14 protein-coding genes are annotated in these 19,322 nt (G+C 52.9%); 6 read left to right on the forward strand and 8 right to left on the reverse strand.

All coding sequences use genetic code 11. From position 1 onward, the window contains the following. Positions 1 to 4: 4 nt before the first annotated feature. Positions 5 to 613 carry a cupin domain-containing protein gene (locus DEP07_RS03015; RefSeq protein ID WP_122962417.1) on the forward strand — a complete coding sequence of 203 codons (609 nt, stop codon included), beginning with the start codon at positions 5 to 7 and terminating at the stop codon, positions 611 to 613. 239 nt (positions 614 to 852) lie between these two features. On the opposite strand, the gene DEP07_RS03020 is transcribed toward DEP07_RS03015, so the two are convergent. Genes DEP07_RS03020 through DEP07_RS03050 form a run of 7 tightly spaced genes read right to left on the reverse strand, consistent with a single transcriptional unit; the run spans position 853 to position 14,114 of the window. Beyond that, positions 853 to 3,357, reverse strand: a complete 2,505-nt coding sequence (locus DEP07_RS03020) for a GAP1-N2 domain-containing protein (protein ID WP_287102085.1) — start codon at positions 3,355 to 3,357, stop codon at positions 853 to 855. Then, positions 3,357 to 4,622 carry a TRAFAC clade GTPase domain-containing protein gene (locus tag DEP07_RS03025; protein ID WP_122962415.1) on the reverse strand — a complete coding sequence of 422 codons (1,266 nt, stop codon included), beginning with the start codon at positions 4,620 to 4,622 and terminating at the stop codon, positions 3,357 to 3,359. Before DEP07_RS03025 ends, DEP07_RS03020 begins: the two co-directional genes overlap by 1 nt. Positions 4,623 to 4,634: 12 nt before the next feature. After that, entirely contained in the window at positions 4,635 to 5,270 is a 636-nt protein-coding gene (locus DEP07_RS03030; protein WP_122962414.1) for a beta-mannanase, read from the reverse strand. Between the two features lie 17 nt (positions 5,271 to 5,287). Next, positions 5,288 to 6,565: a vWA domain-containing protein gene (locus DEP07_RS03035; RefSeq protein ID WP_242773625.1), complete on the reverse strand. Its 1,278-nt coding sequence runs from the start codon at positions 6,563 to 6,565 to the stop codon at positions 5,288 to 5,290. Then, positions 6,562 to 8,910 carry a hypothetical protein gene (locus DEP07_RS03040; RefSeq protein ID WP_287102086.1) on the reverse strand — a complete coding sequence of 783 codons (2,349 nt, stop codon included), beginning with the start codon at positions 8,908 to 8,910 and terminating at the stop codon, positions 6,562 to 6,564. Before DEP07_RS03040 ends, DEP07_RS03035 begins: the two co-directional genes overlap by 4 nt. A 13-nt stretch (positions 8,911 to 8,923) precedes the next feature. Then, positions 8,924 to 12,307, reverse strand: coding sequence for a tubulin-like doman-containing protein (locus DEP07_RS03045; RefSeq protein WP_173597285.1), 3,384 nt, complete (start codon positions 12,305 to 12,307; stop codon positions 8,924 to 8,926). 13 nt (positions 12,308 to 12,320) lie between these two features. Then, positions 12,321 to 14,114 (reverse strand): vWA domain-containing protein, encoded by a 1,794-nt coding sequence (locus DEP07_RS03050; RefSeq protein ID WP_122962410.1) that lies wholly within the window; start codon positions 14,112 to 14,114, stop codon positions 12,321 to 12,323. Positions 14,115 to 14,296: 182 nt separating this feature from the next. Here DEP07_RS03050 and DEP07_RS03055 point away from each other — a divergent pair, with 182 nt between their 5' ends. The 5 genes from DEP07_RS03055 to DEP07_RS03075 all read left to right on the forward strand — a co-directional run bounded on the left by DEP07_RS03055 (position 14,297) and on the right by DEP07_RS03075 (position 18,836). After that, positions 14,297 to 14,446, forward strand: coding sequence for a hypothetical protein (locus DEP07_RS03055; RefSeq protein WP_007778284.1), 150 nt, complete (start codon positions 14,297 to 14,299; stop codon positions 14,444 to 14,446). Beyond that, positions 14,443 to 15,378 (forward strand): hypothetical protein, encoded by a 936-nt coding sequence (locus DEP07_RS03060; RefSeq protein ID WP_242773622.1) that lies wholly within the window; start codon positions 14,443 to 14,445, stop codon positions 15,376 to 15,378. The genes DEP07_RS03055 and DEP07_RS03060 overlap by 4 nt, the downstream gene beginning before the upstream one ends. Before the next feature lie 14 nt (positions 15,379 to 15,392). Beyond that, positions 15,393 to 17,165, forward strand: a complete 1,773-nt coding sequence (locus tag DEP07_RS03065) for an SH3 domain-containing protein (protein ID WP_281868948.1) — start codon at positions 15,393 to 15,395, stop codon at positions 17,163 to 17,165. 162 nt (positions 17,166 to 17,327) lie between these two features. After that, entirely contained in the window at positions 17,328 to 17,960 is a 633-nt protein-coding gene (locus tag DEP07_RS03070; protein ID WP_122962408.1) for a LysE family translocator, read from the forward strand. A 273-nt stretch (positions 17,961 to 18,233) separates the two neighbouring features. Then, a complete protein-coding gene (locus tag DEP07_RS03075) occupies positions 18,234 to 18,836 on the forward strand; it encodes a class D sortase (protein ID WP_173597282.1) in 603 nt (200 codons plus the stop codon). A gap of 168 nt (positions 18,837 to 19,004) precedes the next feature. On the opposite strand, the gene DEP07_RS03080 is transcribed toward DEP07_RS03075, so the two are convergent. After that, on the reverse strand, positions 19,005 to 19,322 hold a 318-nt coding region (locus DEP07_RS03080), incomplete at its 5' end, for a hypothetical protein (RefSeq protein WP_441299845.1).

Consider the following 19,322-nt stretch of genomic DNA (forward strand, 5'->3'; position numbering starts at 1 on the left):
CTCTATGGCAAAGTTGAGTCGTAGCGTAAGTAACCCTTACACCAATGAGACAGTCACTTTTCTGAAAACAACAGAAGAAACCAAGGGGGAATATTTGCTTTTCCGAACAGACCTGCCGCCTGACAATGGAATTTTTCTACATTATCATACCGAACTTACGGAAACCTTTGAAGGGATAAGCGGAAATTTAGAGGTAACAATTGACGGAAAAAAAATCATTTTGAAGCCGGGAGAGACTTTGGACATCCCTCGCGACCATATTCACGGCTTTTACAATCCTTCAAAAGAGTTCATCAGCTTCACCGCGGAAATCCGTCCTGCCGGCACTTTCGAGTCGTTTGTCCGTTGCGGATACGGCCTGGATACGGACGGTCGCAGCTTCTACATGCCATTTTTGAAGCAGTACCTGCCTAAAAACATCCTGCTCTTGGGCACTCTGTTCAAAATGGGGGAATTTTATGTTCCCTACCTGCCTCTTTTCCTGCAAAAAGCGCTGTTCGGTTTACTGGCAAAGCTGGCGCATTGGACAGGCGCCGACAAGTCGCTGGAAAAATACTACATCGGCACTGTCGAAGACGCCCTGCCTGAGCAACCGCTGCAAAAAACACCCTGACTGTTCATTCCAGTAGGGTGTCTGCAAATGTTGATTCTTTTCACACATTCCTAGCTCATCGAGCACTACCGGTTCAGTGATTGAATTTGCCTTGATACCTCCATGATACCAAAACACTGTACCTATTTCCAATGCTTCAAATTTTTTCTAGGACTGATTTACCAGTTTGCTCTCGCTAAACAAACCGGGAAATCAGTCCTGTTTCCCAATGAAAGCACGTTCAGCCAGGCAGCATGTCTCTATGGCGCCGTCGGCTTATCCGTACTCTCTAGGTCTTGCGTTCCGTTTTCTGCTGTTTTTTGTCGAACGGGCTGAATATGCGGCTCCTCCAGCATGAGTCGGTAGGCGGGAACGTATTCGGCCTGGACTACATCCGGGACGGGCTGCTCAGTCACCGGCTTTTCCTGCGGAAGCTCCGGCTCCGTCAGCGGCTTCTGCTGCGAGAGCATGTACCCTGCCACGGCGCCTGCCCCCATCAGGACGACGACAGCGGAAAGGATCAGCTTTTTGTGCCGAAACAGCTTGGCTAACGGATTGGCTGTCTCGCTGCGCACCTCTTCAAGCAGTTTGCGAAAATCGGCATGACGTAACGCGGACCAGCGCTTGCGCCATTCTTTGCGCAGCCTTTCAGCCTTGTTTTCCAGAAAAAGCTGCCTGAGAGCAAGTCGATAGGCTGGCAACAGCTGCTTGCCTTCGAAAAACAGGCGCTGTGCCAACGTCCATTGCACAAACGAGAACAGCGTTTCTTCCCCGCCGTGTTTTTGGACAAAGTCGAGCATCTCGGTGAACTGAAAGCCGTCCTGGCCAAAGCGGTCTTCATGGTAAAAGACGAGCGGCACGTGCGCGAAGTCTTCCGTATCGAGTGGCGAAGCCAGCATGTTTTGAATGATTCGCTGCTGGATTCTCACCTCTTCTCGCTCCCACTTGCGGAAAAACTCGGTCGGGTGCAGAACCCCCTTCGTTTCCCGCAGTTGGGCTACATTCATGAGCATCTCCTGCTTTTGCCTGCTCGCTACGTCCAGCGTGCCGAAGAAGCTTTGCGGCTTTTCCTCCAGGAGCGCGATCATCTTCTGAAAGTCGTCTCTCGACAGCTTCTCCAGGTCAATCAGCTTCAAAAGCGACTTGTCCAGCTCGTCCAACAGTGAATCAGCAAGGTTTCGCGCGCCGTCCAGGTTATCGAAAAACTGGTGAATGGCTATTGCGGTATCCAGCTTGTTTTTTTCACGCGCGAACAGGCGAAGCAGCTTCTCGGTCGTCTCTGCCGCGAAAAAGGCATGGCGCATCGCTTCCGGGGCCATCTGCGCCCAAAAGCGGATTTCTCCCAGCATGCTGTCCATAGTCGTCACAGCCGCAAGCCGCTCGCTGAAATACCGTTCGAACAGCGACTTGATCAATGGCTCGGATTGGAAAATCGTCTTCATCGTCATGCCAAACAGCTCAGGGCTGGCAGCCAGATGCTTGAACACGTCCGACAAAAGCCCGCGCTGTCCCGCTGCTTGCGCTCGCATCAGCACATTCAGCAAGTAGCGAACCATGTCCACGCGCAGACGATCCTGCTTGCTCGCATCACTTGATTCGATCATCTGCCGGATCGTCTCGCCGTCGGGCAGCTTCTTCTCGGCAAGCGCTTCTACCTCGATGCGAAACAGCAACAGTTGCAAATCATGCAGCCGCTTGTTTTTCATAAGACCAGGGTGGCGCAAATAACTCACCAGCGCCTGCCATACCCCTGCCCGATTTTTTTCATAGACAGCCGTCCGTCCTTTTTCGATCAAGTAGAGCGCACACAGCTCGTAATACGTGCGCAACTGCAAAGCCAGCGACTGATCAGCCCCCGCAAGCACTTCCTCGCAAAACGCATGGAATTGGGCAAGCGCCTGCGGCTCATTCACATTTTCCCAGGCAAAATCGAGATATTCGTGTCCGCCATCCTGCAAGTCGACGTTTTGCACCCGTCCAAGCGCCAAATCAAACAAAAAGTCCTTGTCGCTATGTCCGCCGCCCGGGCGAATGCTGCCTTTTTCCACGAACATGACGTGAATATGCTTCTTGCTTTGCGGCTCGCTGCTGTATGTGAGAAAGCCAAAATGTCTGCGCAGCTCGTAAGGCAAGCAGTTGTACAATACTTCCAGCAGTTGGCTTGCCCTGGTTGCGGCTTCGCTGATGTCGACATCGAGACTGATGAACACCTTTTTCTTCGCAGTGAGCGAGGTCATGACGGCATAAAGCAACTGTTTGAAAAGCCGCTCGTCAATCCCGAGCTGCCCAAGCAGCCGCTTCCGGTCAACCGCCAAGTCCGGCTGCCCTGGAAGATCGTCTACGGCAGGCAAATCTTTGCCGTGCGCGTCATCGTGGCTGCTCGCGAACGAGCGCACCCCGAAAACTTTCTCCGGCTTCGCAATAAACTCGTCCCGTCGCGCGGCAGGAATGACGTAGTTGTGGCTGAAAAACGTATTTCGCTGGCCGGTAAAATCAGCTCCGACAAACACGCTTCTGCCCAGAACCATCTCTCCCGACTCTGCGTGAAAGCAAACGAGTGCTTCCGGGTAGGAAGACAGCTCGCCCTCCCCCCGCTCCTGAAGCTGTCTGGGCGCATCGTATACGCAAAAAGGGTGCAGTGTCTTCTTGATAAATTGGTTGTCCAGCCCCGGCGTCCTGGCCACGGTATCGTAGCCTTCGTTTGAACGGAAAACACCCTGTCGCCCGCGTGTGTAGTATTGCTGCAAAATGGGCTGACGGTTCACTACCGCTCCCTCCCCTCGATGTAATCAAGCTGATGCATCAACCAGATAAACGGCTCGTCCACACGGATTGGTGTCACGACACCGCTCACCTTTTGATTGACCGGATTGCTGCCCAGCGCTGATACAGCGAAGTAGGCCGTATTGGTAAAGTAGACCTCCAGCGCGTCTTTGAACGGCCGATCCACTTTCTCGATAAAACGGCTGATTTCCCCGTTGATGTTCTCAAACTCAGCCGTGTTCAAATATTCCTCATGCACGAAATTGCGGAACACGTTGCTGTTGGACTTGATATACTCGCCGTCCTCTTCCTTGATCAGATGCAGCATATCGCTTTTCGTCAGCACCACAGCTGTCGGAATATCCGTCTTGCTTTGCTCCTGGTAGCCAATGAAGTTCTCAAACAAGGTGATGACAACCTCGCGCGGCTCGTCGTATCGCGCGGTGAACTCGCCCGGTTCATCCCCGGCTCTGAGCATGACGCGGTCACGAATCGTCCTGATTTGCAACGGATCGACGAGAAACAGGATGCCGGACGAATTTTTCACGTGGGCGGCATACAGCTCCAAATACTCGCGATCGACCATTCCTTCACCGGCAACGTCGAAAAAGACGAGAATCAACGGCGCCTTCTGGCTGTCCTTGAAAATGAACTGAAAAATGAACGGCTCCTGCCGCTTCTCTTTTTGCGTGGAATCGAGAAGCTGGCCGCGCTCGAACAGCGGCGCTTCATAGTTTTCGCGGAACTTCCGGCTGATTTGGGCATTGAGCGGCATGCAGGCAGCCTGGAAGCGGTTCGCTGTCGAGTTTTGCAACGTATGGATCAGAGACGTCATATAAACCGATTTGCCCACCTGGGAAGCTCCGACAATCGAGATGATGTTGCTCGGTGCTTTACCCGCTGTAATCGGCAGCTCATTGTGGCACTTGGGGCACAGTCTGCGCTTGGAAACCATCCCGTACCGATCGGTTACACCGACAAGCACCTGATCGACATACAGATGATTTTCCGGCGGAATCGACTCCGGATCGATGACCGCTTCCAGCTCGTCGATGGCATCCAGACCGAATTTGTCCCGGTACGCATTGAGAATCTCGTCCTCTTGCAGGGCGTAGTCCTCGTCGTCCTGACGGTAGTGGGTTGCCCGGAACACCACCTCTTCAGGGCCGTATTTGGCAAAGCAGTACGGGCAGACGATATCGTAAAAAGGCAACCGCTCGTTCACTTGCGGCTTTTTCTCAAACATGTTTTTCAAAAACGACAGCATGGCTTCATCCTCCTATTCAGGAATCAGTTCGTACATTTCCCCGTATTTTTTCCCGTCCGTAAAAAAGAGGCGGATGACGTCCGTTTTCCTGACCTCGATTTCTGGCAGCAGATTAACCCCTGGAGCCAAATCCCGAATAAACGGGTACTGCATTCCGTCATCCTTGTGAGCAGGTGGAGAGCCTTCCTTTTTCACATAGCACAAAACGTCTTTGGCAATCGGTATCTCCGAAAAAATCCGGATTTGCAAGGCTTGCTGCTTGCGAAACCAGCTGCCGCTGCGCTTGAATGAGTAGTAGATTTTTGCCTTCCCCGTACTGACATGAATCACATGAGCGTCACCTTGCGGAACAAGCAGGATCGGCTTGCCGTTTTCCAGGCGGCAAGGAAAGATGCGATACGTGTACCTGCCGATGCCATCCGCCTTTTCGCACAGCCCTTTGTGCACCTTGTACTCCTCGCGCGTGTACAGCTTCCATTCGTGCGCTTCGATCAAGCTGACATCAAACGGCGCGCCGAACAAAGACTTGTGCACATAGACGCAAGGGACGTCTTGCCCCCAATGCCAGTTCAGCACGAAGTCACTCCCCTGCTGCTGGCACGTGACGTTTTTGATCAAGGCTTCCGTTGTTTCCTCTCGATTGATCATCGTTCATCATGCTCCCTTTACAGATCAAACCGCTTGCTCTCGCCTCTTGCTCCCAAAGCGCGCGGGCTTTGCTGTGTCGCCATTCTCCGCCGTTGAAAAGACGAGCCGCCACTGGCCGCAGCCGGTATGAACAGCGTAAACAGCGTCAAAATGACGGCAAGTACGGCGCAGGCGATCAGGCGCACCACCACATCCAGCAAGTAAATCGAGGACAGCCCCATTTCCAGTACAAGCCCCGCCAGCAGGCCGGACACCGCGCCGCCAATAATAAAGCTTTTCGCCAAATGACGATTGTCAAAAATCAGTCCCAAAGCCAAGCCGAGCAAACCGCCGATGATCAGCAAGCTGACCACGCGCAAAATCGCGTACACTGTGCTTTGTGCGGTTGCTCCCGTCCGTTCGAGAACGAGATTGCGATCTTGTCTGCTCATATCGTAAATCTGGCCGAAGATGCCCGTCATTTCGTCAGCGTGCTCGACGTTGAAATAACGGCCCCCGGTTTCAGCGGCAATTTGCTCCAAAAGACGCGTACCGTCCGCGTCCATCTGGCTCATTCCGACCGTATGGACGATCACCTGATGCTGCTTGAAAGGCGCCAGTGCAGCAGGAATATCCAGGCTGGTGTATCCGTCCGACATCAGCACAACCGTGCTGTTCTCGACTTGCTGGGCCGCGAGAAGCTGGTCAAGGCCCGCCTTCAACGCCAGATCGATGCTCGTTCCCCCATCTGTGCGGGGAAAATTCAACAGCTTTTGCACGACATCGTCCTTGGTTGCCTGGCTGCTCAGTGCTACGAGCGGCTGCAACACTTGTGTCTGATCGTTAAACGTGACGACAGCAATCTTCATATCGTTGTCCATTTTTTGCACCATGTCCGCAGCAGCCTTGAACAGCTGGTTGTCCGGGTCAGACTGCTGCATGCTGCCAGAGGTGTCCAGCAGCATGACGATGTTGTTCGCTCCGCTCGATACTTGAAAAGACGAGCCGTACAGCAATTGGAGCAGCATCGCCACGACACCTACCATGACAAAGGTGCTCGGCACGAGCATTTTCCAGGAAAAGCCCAGATAGCGCTGCTTCCAGCCCAATCCGTTCAAACGCGGCGAGATCATTTCTGCGAGCAGGCACATCAACCCTACGAAAAAAGCATATTGACCAAAATAAAGTCCAATTAACAGCCAGTGCGCCATCTCGCCAGCCAGACGCTCCAGAATGACTTCTCCTACAAAAAAACCGATGACGCCGCCCACCAGACTGCAAACAACCATGAGCAGGCTCAGCTTCCTCTGACTCATGACGTTCCCTCCTCTCCCACGCGGCCAAATACAAAGCCGCTCTCCTCATAGGAGGAGTGATACTTCTTGTTGTTGCGGTAAAACATCAAATCTTCCACGCCGAATCCACCCATCAGGTTCATTTTTTCTATCCCGCTTTTTTGCTCTTCGTGGATGCAGCCTTGCTTGTAGGTTCTGTTGCCTTCATCCTGACGCAGCACGTACTGGACGAAGTCGTTGTGAATATCCGCGAACAAATACTTTTCCTCGTAACGGTGCTTTTGCAAGAAATGAAACACTTCGATATGAACCGCTGCCCGCTGTTCCAGCACTTGCGACAAGTCCAAAAACAAATCGTCACGGGTCAGGACTGTCCGGTTATCGTAAGCAGCTCCCACATTGGCCCGCGCAAGCAGCTCTGCTTCAAAAGACAGGGCAAACGGCGAGCGGGTCAAAATCTCGTTGCGGCAAAACTGGCACAAACGCTCCACCAGACCGGCTATCCGGTTTTGGAACAAAAGAGCGCCACTGCCGATGTAGCGCTGCTCCATGTAAAATCCGCTGCCTTTTGCTGCTTCCAGCGAGCGCATCGTGTCGCGGACGACGGACTCGTAATACTCGTCCACGTTTTTCCCCAAGTAATCGGTCGCTTCCCGAACGCTTGCCTGGGCGATCTCCCGCAGTTGCCTTTGCAACCCTTCCAGTTGCTCGACCTGTTCCCCGATCTGCCTGTGAATCGCCTCTGCCTGTCGCTCGTAGTCAACCAGCATGGCAAGCAAAAGCTCCCATTCCAGCAGTTCCAGCTTCTTGTCATAGACGACTTGCAGCAGATGGCGCGTAAACGTACGGACGCGCTCCTTGTCCCGGGTGAAAAAACCGCCTAACCGAATGTCCTGGCGATCGACCCGCTGCTGATAAATCTCGTTCAGCTCGGCACGGATCAACTCTACCTGACGGGCAGCTTCCCTGATTCCCGTTCGCAGCTCGTCCTGCAAATTCGCTCCGTTGGCCAGTTCCGCTGTCAGCTGGTAGGCGGCATACAAGCCGAAGCGCTCATCTGCCACGACCTGATCCTGAATTACATCCGCCAAAGGCTCTTGCGCAAGCATCCGCTCCAGCCTGGCCTTCGCGCCGGAAGCGATATTCGCTTCAAAAAAGGCTTGGCTGCTGCCGTCGAACAGCGCCAGCTCCGCTTCGCGCATCGTCATGCCTGCCAGTTCCCCATAGCTGATCCCCGAAGTCATCAGCCCCGACATTTCCTCCAGCACGTGCGGATCAGGCAAAATCGCCGCCATTTTGCGCTCCAGCTCATGCGCTGACAGCCCCAGCTTTTCCCGCGCCTTTGTTTTCGGCACAAGCTCGCCCTCTCTCAACTGCTCCCAATAGCGGTCAAACACAGCCGCAAGCACGGTCAGCGCGATCGCATGCGTCGGCCGCTTCACTTTGGACAAGCCTGCTGTGGCAAACCTGGTCGCAGAGCCGTCTCCTGCCATATTGCGAATGAATTGCAGCTTGCTGTAGCCCTCGTTGCCTTCGCTGAACTCATGTTCTGCCTTTTTGTTGTTCAAAAGCACCAGCTTGCTGACCAGCTCGTAATTTTCCTGCATGCCGCCCTCGATAAACAAGCCTTGCTCCGTCTTGTCACTGAGCAGATAGGCAATCGAGAACAACGGCGCCCGCTCGTGCTCGACGGGCAGCTTGACGAGGTCTTCGGTCACAAGCAGACGCGACCGATAGCGGAAATCGCTGCTTTGATAATGGTTCAGCTCTTCCAAAAAGCTGACCGAGAGCGCCGAGGAAAAGCCGAATGCCTCCCCGTTGTTCCGCTCTTGCAACAAAACATACAGATCAGCAGACACGTTTTTGAACAGCTCATTCAAGTAGCTTTTCAGAAGCAATGTCAGCTCGGGCAAAAGAATGGCAGCGGGATCATCGGCCCGGGTCACGACAGCGATATTTACTTGCTGAAAGGCCGAAAACAGCTTGCCCATCTCGGCAACGCGCACGCTCGCCAGCTTCATGAGCTTGTTCAGCTCTACCTTCCCTGCTTCGTCTTGCAAAAAGCGTTCGTGAACGGAGGAACGCATCGTCTTTTTGTCGACATCGGCTTTGGGCAAACGACAACCAAGCACTTGCGGGTGCTCCCACGTCTGCTCCTGATAAGCATGGACGTAGAAAACGCCGCGGCTGTTCTGCCAGTCACGCTCATTGCTCGCACAGACAGCTCGCAGCGCCTCCACGCACTTGTCCCCGACGAAGAGGAACAGCACGGGGTTTTGAATGCTCCGCTGTCCGTACCCGCTATCCAGCTGTCTTTGCAAATCTTCCACGTATTGGGTCGCGAACTCGTTAATCAAATCCCTCATGCTTCCTCCTTGCTTATTGCAGCGTTTTGCGCATGTCGTTTACTTTTGCCCAAACTTTTTTGTAGAACTGGTACATCTCTTCGCCATTCACATACTCGTCGCGGTCGTACTCCAGATCGTTTTTCACAGCCTGGAACGCCGTTGCAATCTCGTCCAGCTTATTCAGCAGCTGCTCGGTATTTTCTGCCGTCACAAACGCGTCGCTGCGCTTTGTCGCTTTGCGCTGGAGGGTCGCCATGCTTTTGTGGTCGAGCGCGCGGAATTTTTCATAGATGGCAAATTCCACGTGCTTGTTCACCTTCATCAAGTTGACGAACGGGTCCCACGCTTCCTCTTCTTCGTCCTTGTCGTAGACGTACAAGGCTCCGCGCTTGCAAATCGTGCCTGTGTAGAGCGCCTCGATATAGCGGGTCAAAATCTCTTCCTCGCCCTGGATGGCGTTGACGATTTGCTCCAGCTCCTGGATTTTCGCTTCGATTTCCGCGTATTTGCGGTCTTCTTCTTCCAACAGGCGAATCAGTTGCGGCGAGCGAATCAAGTTTTCCTTCGCCAGCTCTTCGTTGATGCTGCCGAAAATATCCCGCACCGTTTCTGCCGGAAGGCCGTCTCTCATGAAGCCTTTCAGCTCAGCCAATGCTCGCTTGATCTCGCCGGGACTCAGCTTGGCGTTGCCTCCCTGATGCTTGTCCAGAAAAGCGGCGACGGAGAACGGTTTGGTCACGACGCACTCATAGCGGTTGCTCGTCTTGCTGTCGTCGCCTTTTTCCCGGATGCTGCCGTAGCGCAGTCCGCGGGCAAACAGTTCCCGCACTTTGGCGTTGTAGGCTCTGATCCGGTCGTTTTGATAAGTGTCTCCCCACGATTTTTCCGGGATTGGCGACGGGAGGTACGCCCAGTTGTTCTTTTCGGTCTGCACGAGGTGGCGGCCAATGCCTTCCCGGTCGAGAATCGTGCGCTCATAGCTTTCTTCGTACACTTTCAGCGGCGTGTAGGCAAACAGCGGAACGCCGTTTTTCGTATTCAGCCAGAAAATCCGGTTTTTGACTTCGCTTTCTTTTACCGTGAACCGCGAACCGCTGATGGCTGTGTCCTGGTAGTTGCGGATTCCTTTCAAGATCGACGGTGCTTTCAACGGAACAGAGACGAAGCCCCAGGAAGGGAAGTGCATGTTGCCGAGATTGTTGCTCAGGTGGAAGACCGGAATCGCCTCTTCGTCCAGCTTGCTGGCGATTTTGCGCTCCACGATGCGGTCAAGCGTCTCGTCCTGCCCGTATTTGATCACGAGGAACTCTTCCATCGACTTCGTAATCAGCTCGCCGAATTTCTCCGAGAGGAACTCCGAGATCGAGCTGACGATATCCAGCTCCTGCTCTTTGACCCACTTGTCGGAATGGCGGAGCAGCTCGCTCGTGAAGTCGCGGATCAGGTCCTCCGCATCCTTTTGCTCCAAAATGTTCCCGACTACTTTGGCAATGTCCGGCACACTGACGATGTTCCAGTAGTACGTTTTGTTGCCTGTGCGGTCACTCTCTTCCCCGCCGTTGATCAAAATGTCTCCGTTTTGCTCAAAAATCAGGTTGAGCGCGTTCAAAATCTCTGTGAACACGTTGTAAATGCGATTGTTTTCCGCATTCAGCAAACGGTGCAGCTCTTCGTAAAACTCGATCATTTGCTCCAGCTTCTCCTGATCGGCCAAAAGCTGGTACTCGTTAATTTTCGCTTCGATGTAGCTGTTTTTCTTTTTCTCCTTGGAGATAAAGGCGCTTCTCGCATCGCCGAGCTTTTCGTTGGCGTTCTCGCGCGCCCCCTCAATCTCCCGCGGGTAGCTTTCCAGCGTCGCTTTCAGGCTCTCCACGTAAGAGAGGATCATTTTCATCAGGCAAAAGCCTTTGTCCGAATGAATCAGGCGGGACGCGTAAAACGGCCCTTGCTGCGGATGCAGGAAAACACGGGTAATCATTTCTCCGAACACGCCGATCATTTCGCCAGGCGTCTGCTTTTTGCATTTGATGTACGCTTCCCGCGCTTTTGCCAGGTAGCCTTGTTCCAGCTCATGATCGATGCTCACGACTTGCTGCGAAATGACGTTGCTGTAGTTCAGCCGTTCGCTGTTCTCATAGCCTGGCAACGGCTCCGGCACCCGCTCTTCGAATTTGCGGGAAATCGAATCGATATCAATGCCGAGCTTGCGGGCGAATTTCTCCGCATCCTCTTGCGTCGGAGCGACCTGGAACATTTTCTCCATCTTTTTGAACAGGCGGTATGCGAGATACGTCGTCATTTCCTCAATCGGCAAAACAGCGGAGGAAGCGCCGATGACGTTGTATTGGTAGTTGGCCGCGTACGATTTTGGCATCTGGTTGATGTTCGTACGGATGTTGCTGATGTAGTCGTGAATCGCAAATTCTTCGCCTGAGCGCTTTTCTTCGCTCGCCATGAAGTTCGTAATGTTCTCGGCGGTGACGTTCATGCAGTAATCGTAGGCGTTTTCCAGCGCTTTGCCCTCAAGGTTGGTCGCCGAAATCAAGTGGCACAGGTTGAACGGCGGCATCGGCGACTGGACGGTCAGGACACTGCCGTATTGCTGACGGAAACGCTCCTGGCGCTCGTCCGCATTCATCCAGTAATCAAGCTCTTTCAGAGCCGCGTAGCCGTTTTTCATGATGTAGTCGCGCGTGTGCGAGCTAAGGCTTTTGTTCGACAGGTTGACGTCCGGCGTAAACAGATAGCCGAGCGTGTTGACCTTGTCCACTCCCGCACTGCCGAAATCCCGCTCCAAAATCCCGCGCACGATGTAGGCGATATCGAGGAAACAGCCGCTGCCCGTTCCGCCGGACAGACCGCTCAACAGGAAGACCGTCAGCTTTTTGTTCGTGCCCTCGCAAAGCATTTTGATTTTTTTCTCGATCGTTTGCACGACTTGCGTGATTTTCGTGAACAGCAGCAGTCGTCCTGCCTGGCGCACACCGGACGCACCGCTGATCCCGTCCGTAATCGTCAGCTCCGGCGAGAGCCAGTCCGTGATGTACGGCTCCAGAATGCTGCGGTTTTGCAGCACGCCGCCGATTTCCGGGTTGGACAAAAGCACAAACTCGGTCACCGGATCGAGCCCGATGCCTTTGTACTTTTTGTTGCGGTCGTGCTCGTTCGTCTCAAACGCGATAAATTCGATATTGTCCGGCTTCTCCTTGCGCTTTTTCGAAAGCGCGTCTACCGGCAGCTTGAAGCGTCTGTTCACCTGGTACTTCAAGCGCAGCAGCGCATCGATGCCTGTACCACCCAGACCGATGACGAGCATCGGGTTGTCGATGGTGTCTACACGTATTTTGTCACTGACGATACCGCCGCCAAGCGATACGTCCAATTGTTGGATATGCTCTCTCACTACTGCTTTCATGTTTGATCCACTCCTAGACGATGTAGTCTACAAAAACGGACTTGTTGACATTCGTTAATGAAATTTTGATGCGGTCGTTCTTCTTCAGTTCCTTGCCCCGGCTGACGTCGAGCACGCGCCCTGCCTTTTCGATCCGGCAGGTGGAGCGATTTTCGATGATCAGCGTGTCATTTTTTCCGGGCAAAAAGATGACTTTGTCAGTCTCTGCAAACTCCGGTGCGAGTTGCAGCAGTTGGTGCAGCTTCACTTTTCCTTTAAACGCGCTCAGTTTTTTGTACTGCGGACTGGATTTCTCTCCGGTATCCTCGTCCACGATCTCGATGGCGATCTGTCCCGCGAAGCCTTTGTTGGCCTTGCGCCAGATTGCCCAGGCGTACAAGCCGCCGCCAACCAGCAGGAGAAGAACCCCTGCACCTCCTAGTACGGTCAGCCACGGAAATGGTTTCGACTCAGCGGCTGGGCTGGTCGTAGTCGGCTGCTGTGTCGTTGCTCCCGTGCCTGTCTTTGCTGCATCAATCGCAATCGGCTTCGTCTCGCGATAAAAACTGCTGTCTTCCGCCTTGATTTTCAGTTCGTACGAATGGTCGGCCGGAATGGTGAAGCTTCCTTCAAACCCGCTTCCCGTGTTCTGCAAAGCCTGCTCGCTCGTCTTGTTATCTGTCTTGTCCGTCACGATCAACGTAGCCTTCATCGGCTTGTACAAATCAGGGCTGGCAAGCTTTTGGCCGTTGGACTCCAGTGCTGCCTTGATCGGAACAACATCCCCTGCCTTGAAGCTGGTTGCCTTGATTGGCTCCGCCGCAAGCTGCAAGTCGTAGTTGAAGATCAGGTTGATGTCGATTTTTTCCTTTGGCACGCCTTTTACTTGCAGCTTCCAGTCTCCCTGCTGCGGCTTCACCAGCTTGAGCATGGTGTACGCGTTCGACTTGGACAAACGCACTTCATTAGACGGGATCGGCACTTGTTTGCCGCTTGGATCGAACAGCTTCACTTCTACTGCTTTTCCAGACATGATGGAAATGTTTGCTTCCATGACGCTTGCGTTTGGAATGGAAATCGGGACTTCCTGGGTCTGGCCGTTCGCCGTGAAACTTTTCACCGGAACGACTTTCAGCTTCAAATGATTGGCAAAAATTTCACTCAATATTTGCGGGAGCTTGTCCGCTGTGCTTGTTTCGAAAAATTTACCATTCGTCTCTGTAGCAATTTGCTGCAAGGTCGTCCGGTTGAGCTGTCCATCCGCATTCAGCCCGATGGTGTAAATCGGATAGCCCTTCGCTTTTGCCGCTTTCACTGCCTCTTGCAGCTCCTGATCCGATTGGGACTGCGTCCTGCCAGAAGCCTTGTTCAAAAAGTTGTTGCCGTCCGCCAGCAAGACAATGATCGGCGCATTTGCCGGATCATGCCCTGCATCGAGAATTTTCACCGCCTCCGTCACTCCTACGGAAATATCGGTGTACGCTCCTTTTTGCAGACTGTCGATGAACGCTTTGATGTCCTTCTTGTCTTCCTCGGAATTAACTTGAATCAGCGCTTTTTCACGCTCGATTTTGTCGGTATACGAAACGACACCGATTTTGTTCGCCTGAATGGACGTCATGTCGACGAACATTTTCATTGCTTCATTGCTTACCTTGTTTTTGTCGCTTTGTGTCATCGAATTGCTGACATCGACGACCAGTACAGCGTCCATGTTGTTTCCGACGGTTTGCGCGTAGCCGGGATGAGCGCTCCAGATGACTGTGACAAACAGAAACATGAGACACAGCGCGTATCGATACCACATGCCAAAACGTAACTTTTTCATGGGAACCCCTCTTGCATACAGAATTTAAGCACTATTGCAAACGAAGAAAGACTGTGACACTATTACCACTAGATTGAAGAGTAGTGAAAAAGTAGTAGATAATTGCTTGTCCTCCTACTCGTAATACGATACGACGTGATTCTTTGTTACAGATTTCGACACTTTCATGAGGGAGAATTTTTATGTTAACTTACTTTCTTCTCTTTGCCGCTTTTTTGCTGCTGGCAGTGCGCTTTTTCAAGCTGCTGCGACTGAAACGGCGCAATCTCTCGGCAGCCGAAATCGACCAGCATCTGCATCGCTTGTTAAACGAGAAGAGGAATCAGCCATGAAAAAACGAATCGGTGTCCAATTCCGGAAAACCCGCAAAACAAAGCACGCTTTTGAACGAATCCAGGCCTGCAAGCGATGCCATACTTACCACGTTCTGTGGGATACGCACTGCGAGACATGCGGACGAGCGTACACTCCTGTGCGGGAAGTATCTGCTGCCGTGACTCGCCGGTATGTTCAGACACGCTTTTTGCTTCTGGGCTTGTTCGTCTGCCTCGCGATTCTCTGTGCCACGACTCTGACGGAGATCGCCATTGCCATAGGCGTTGGTCTGCTTTTTGTCTGCCTGTTTTTCGTTATCCAAAAAAAGTACGGCTCTTATGAAAAAGACGCTCAGCTGCAAACCTTTTTCAGCCAGGAGGAAGAAGCTCTGAAAAAATCGTTTCTCTATCACCTGGAACAAGTAGGCGCTGACGTCAAAGCAGGACAGATCAAGAAAGCCTACGAAAAAACACGGGAAATCGGCTACTTCGTTGACTCTGATACGATTAAAATTCGCAAAATCATGTTTCTGAACCATTTTGTGCTGCGAAAAGACATGGAGCTTGAGCTGGAAACTCTCATCCCATCGACTTATGACAAAGACTTTATGGAATATTTGCGTGAAGTAGTCAAAGTACAGCCATCGCTCGTCAAAAAAGCGGTGCTCGATTATGTCAGGCGCTACAAAGCGCAAATTTTGCTGCTCGAAAACGGCGAGCAACTGATTGGACAAGTGGCTGGTGCGGCGCTGCGGATGAGAGCGTATGTGGAAGAGTATCAAGATTTGATCATCGAGTTTATCGATTATTTGCCGCGTGAGCGACTGCTGCGACTCGCCAAAATGATCAGGGACCATCGCAACGAGAACTGGGAACAATTATACCATTTTGCTAAAAACAGGGTGGATACTCATTTTGCATTTGACCCTGACTTTAAAGGAGTATTGTGAGGGAGCAGCCTTTGATGAAAATATCCTCCTATCAAAAATCGCTCTTTGTCCGAAATGCCGCGCTCGTCCTGTTTTCGCTCGCACTTGTCGCTGTCTGCGTCAAATTGGCGCTCGGCTACAGGCAGATTGCGCTGTACGATCAGGCGAAGTCGTTTTATGACGCCAATCAATTGCTTCAAGCCGAGGAAAGCTTTGCCCGTGCCAGCGACATGGCGACGCTATCATACGGAGACGAAGAGTGGACTGTTGTCATGACCCGGTTGAGCGCCATGCGCCGTGAACTGGAGGAGCTTCAGCAAAAATTGCAGACGGCCATAATGGGTAAGCAGGACGAGAACGTGCTTGCTGCCTATCGGATTTACCAGACGATGCGGGAAAAGTACAACGGCACGGCAGGCACAGCCTCTGCCTTTTTTCAGCAGTTCACTGCGCAGATCAACCTGGAGAAAAAGTTGGCCGACTACTATCAGCAGGCGCTGCAACAGGCGAAGGCGCAGTCCAAGGAAAATTTGGAGAAGCAAAGCTATCGGGACGAGTCCTTTATCGACACGCTGATCGCCATTCCTGACGAGTATTACGGTGGAAAACAGGCGAAACAGGACGAGCTGCTTGCGCTTTTTGCCGACTATGAAAAGGCGAAGCTGCGTGCTTTGATTGCCAATGCCTCTTTTGACGAAGTAATCACGCGAACAGCGTCGAGCTTGCGCCACTACACGCAGCAAGGTGTCGATGCAAGCTGGCTGCTTACCCGGTTGGAAAAATACGCGAAGGACGAATTGAGAGAAGCGATTCGCAAGCAAGACCTTGCCGCCTTCGTCGACATGGCTGAGGCGTACCGCAAAATCGGGGATGTCCTCCCCACCGATTCGCCGACGCTCGAAGCGATCAGCAAGCAAGTGGAAGCCTACTTCAAGCAGGCCGAGCAATTGGTCAAAGCGCACAAGTTTCAAAAAGCGATTGAGCTGTATCAGCAGCTGAATCCGTTGCAGGATATCAGCACGCTCGTAAGCGAAGTAGAGAATCGCTGGCTCGATTACGATCCCGGCCACATGCTGGAAGCGAAATATCCAGACAAGCTTTTTACCAAAATCATCTCCGGCACTGAGCTGTGGGGAGCCAAGCTCTACGCTTTCGGACTCGTGGAAGCAGACCAGCGTCTCTATCTGGCAGCGAAAATGCCAAATGACTCCCTGCTCTATCTGGAGCAGCCGCTCGAAGTCGACATGAAATCGGCTACCGCCAAGCTGGCGAGTGAGCTTGGAGCGGAGAAAGCTCCGTTGATTTTCGTGCAATCGGCCGGAAAAGAACGCCCATTTGCCTATGTCGGACTGCTGCCGGAGTTGTCCGCGGAAAAGTTGACACGGGTGTTTTCCGCAGAGGCAGATGATTTCGGCGTGGAAGATCGCGAGCATGTCGTCTTGAAAAATGCGGTCGGCAAAGGCGAGAAGGAATACGCCTTGTTCAAATTGACCAGGGATGGCCTCGAATATATTTCCAAGCTGGCAGACATGCTCCCGGACAGCCCGGACTCCGGGACTAGCGAGCCTGATGATGCTTCGTCGGTCGATCAGGGCGCGAGTGAGGGGGAACAAACGGATAACAGCTCTTCGTCCCAGACCATTCAGGTGTATGCAGGGCCAGGCCAAGAGTATCCGGTCATCGGTCAAGTGGCAAAAGACGCGCCGCCTCAGCCTGTCGAGGAGACGAACGGCTGGTATCGGATTGAGTTTGACGGAAAAGACGGGTGGATTCCCGCCGGAAAGCCTGACTCCGCTCCCTCTCCGTAAGGAAGTGCCAGTGCCTCGCCTATCGAAAAAGAAACAGCTTCCATCGCACGCTCTGAAATGCGGTGGGAGCTTTCTATTTTTTCCGTTGAATCCACAATCAGATTATTCTATAATTGCTCCTTAGTTCTTTGTTCACTTTTGGAAACAGCGAGGAGACCCACCATGTTTGGCATCGTTCATTATGAAGCGTTCTTGCTCACAGCAATCATGTTAAATCTGATCCCCGGCACTGACACGATGTACATTATTTCGCGCAGCATTGCCCAGGGACGACGGGCGGGAATCCAGTCTGTGTTCGGGATATTGACGGGCTCGCTGATCCACACGCTGCTCGCAGCCTTTGGTTTGTCCATGCTTTTGGCGCAGTCGCTTTTGCTTTTTACCATCGTTAAAATTCTCGGCGTCGCCTATCTTGTCTATCTCGGCGTTCGCATGTTCCTGACCAAAGAGCCTCTGTCGATGGATCGTGCCGCCACGCAGCACGCCAACACCGAGAAAGTGTATTGGCAAGGTGTTCTCACCAGTCTGACCAATCCAAAGGTTGCTTTGTTCTTCATTGCCTTCCTCCCGCAGTTTGTCAGTACGTCAGACGCCGGAGCGCTGCCTTTTCTCCTGCTTGGCCTGACTTTTACCGTAACAGGCGGAATCTGGTGCAGCATCATCGCGCTTTTCGCGTCATTTGCCACCGCGAAATTGCGCAGCAATCCGAAGATTTCTGTGGTATTGAACAAGCTCACAGGAGTTGTCTTCATCGGAATGGGATTGAACTTGCTGCGTGCTAAAGCTACTCCGTAACAGTGAATGTTTTTTGCTAACAAAACCAACTGCCAAGTCGGGCTGGAGCCTTTCTCCGCCCGGCTTTTTTGTGCTGTAGAGAATTTGTATAGGGCGGAAATTTACTATGGGTTCAGGCATTTTTTTCTACTTCCTTGCATGGCGCAAACCGGGCAGCTTTTTTGAACCCGACAACTTTGTACGAAAAGATGCCATTGCTGGAACGGGCTCGCAAACGAGACAGGAAAGGAGTGAGTATGCACACAGGCATGGCTACCGAAGGGGGATAGACAAGTGCGGGTACTCGTTGGCATTGGATTTATCCTCGCAGGCTTGGCTTTTCTTTTCTACCCGCAATGGGAGTTGGAACGGCACGATCAAAAACAAAAACAACTCATCTACGCTTTCGAGCAGATGGGTAGCGTAAGCGAGCATGTACCAGCAGAAAAAACCACTGCGCCAACTGCTCAGACTTCTGCGCCCGCTGCCTTGCTTGCAGGGGCCAAAGGCGTGATCCGGATTCCTAAAATTGACTTGGAAATGATGATTTTTGCAGGCGCAGATTCCCTGGTTCTGAATAAAGGGGCCGGGATGATCGAGCCGGATAAGGAATTTGGAAAAAACAACGTCGGGCTGGCAGGGCATCGCGGAGCAACACGCGGCAAGCAGTTCAATCGGCTGGATGAGCTGGCGCCGAATGATGAAATCGACATTCAAACGAAAACAGCCAACTACCGTTTTGTCATCGTCAAAACGTTTGTCGTCGATCGCACTCAAGTAGAGGTGCTGGACGATCAGGCAGAGCCATTGCTCACCTTGGTCACCTGCACGCCTGTCGGAGCGAAAAACCCGCGGGAGCGATTGATCGTGCAAGCGAAGCTTTCCGCGAAAAGTTGACGATGATGCAACCAACCATCCATGCCGGGCAGCATTGGTTTTCTCTTCTGGCAGTGCTTTTTTAAATGACAGGAGGAGCTTATGCGAAGGAAATCTTGGATAGTTGTTGTGGCCTTCTTGCTCATTGTGCAAAGCCTTTTTGGCATGGCAACAACAACTCATGCGGCATCAAATGGGCAAGTTGCAACCACAGCAGATGATGGAACGGGCACGAATCCGGGGGATGGCTCCGGTACGAATCCCGGTGACGGTTCTGGCACCAACCCAGGCGATGGCTCTGGTACCAACCCAGGCGACGGCTCTGGCACGAATCCGGGTGACGGCTCTGGCACCAACCCAGGTGATGGCTCCGGCACGAATCCCGGCGACGGCTCCGGCACGAATCCGGGGGACGGCTCTGGCACCAACCCAGGTGATGGCTCCGGCACCAACCCCGGCGACAGCTCTGGCACGAATCCGGGCAACGGCTCTGGCACCAACCCAGGT

The sequence above is a fragment of the Brevibacillus sp. genome (genome assembly GCF_003521185.1).
GTDB lineage: Bacteria > Bacillota > Bacilli > Brevibacillales > Brevibacillaceae > Brevibacillus > Brevibacillus parabrevis.

Bases quoted from the DNA above. Each gene is read 5' to 3' on its own strand.
- DEP07_RS03050 (WP_122962410.1), bottom strand. From the start codon at position 14,114: ATGAAAAAGTTACGTTTTGGCATGTGGTATCGATACGCGCTGTGTCTC.
- DEP07_RS03070 (WP_122962408.1), top strand. From the start codon at position 17,328: ATGTTTGGCATCGTTCATTATGAAGCGTTCTTGCTCACAGCAATCATG.
- DEP07_RS03025 (WP_122962415.1), bottom strand. From the start codon at position 4,622: ATGCTGTCGTTTTTGAAAAACATGTTTGAGAAAAAGCCGCAAGTGAAC.
- DEP07_RS03040 (WP_287102086.1), bottom strand. From the start codon at position 8,910: ATGAGGGATTTGATTAACGAGTTCGCGACCCAATACGTGGAAGATTTG.
- DEP07_RS03035 (WP_242773625.1), bottom strand. From the start codon at position 6,565: ATGAGTCAGAGGAAGCTGAGCCTGCTCATGGTTGTTTGCAGTCTGGTG.
- DEP07_RS03055 (WP_007778284.1), top strand. From the start codon at position 14,297: ATGTTAACTTACTTTCTTCTCTTTGCCGCTTTTTTGCTGCTGGCAGTG.
- DEP07_RS03065 (WP_281868948.1), top strand. From the start codon at position 15,393: ATGAAAATATCCTCCTATCAAAAATCGCTCTTTGTCCGAAATGCCGCG.
- DEP07_RS03030 (WP_122962414.1), bottom strand. From the start codon at position 5,270: ATGATCAATCGAGAGGAAACAACGGAAGCCTTGATCAAAAACGTCACG.
- DEP07_RS03015 (WP_122962417.1), top strand. From the start codon at position 5: ATGGCAAAGTTGAGTCGTAGCGTAAGTAACCCTTACACCAATGAGACA.
- DEP07_RS03060 (WP_242773622.1), top strand. From the start codon at position 14,443: ATGAAAAAACGAATCGGTGTCCAATTCCGGAAAACCCGCAAAACAAAG.
- DEP07_RS03045 (WP_173597285.1), bottom strand. From the start codon at position 12,307: ATGAAAGCAGTAGTGAGAGAGCATATCCAACAATTGGACGTATCGCTT.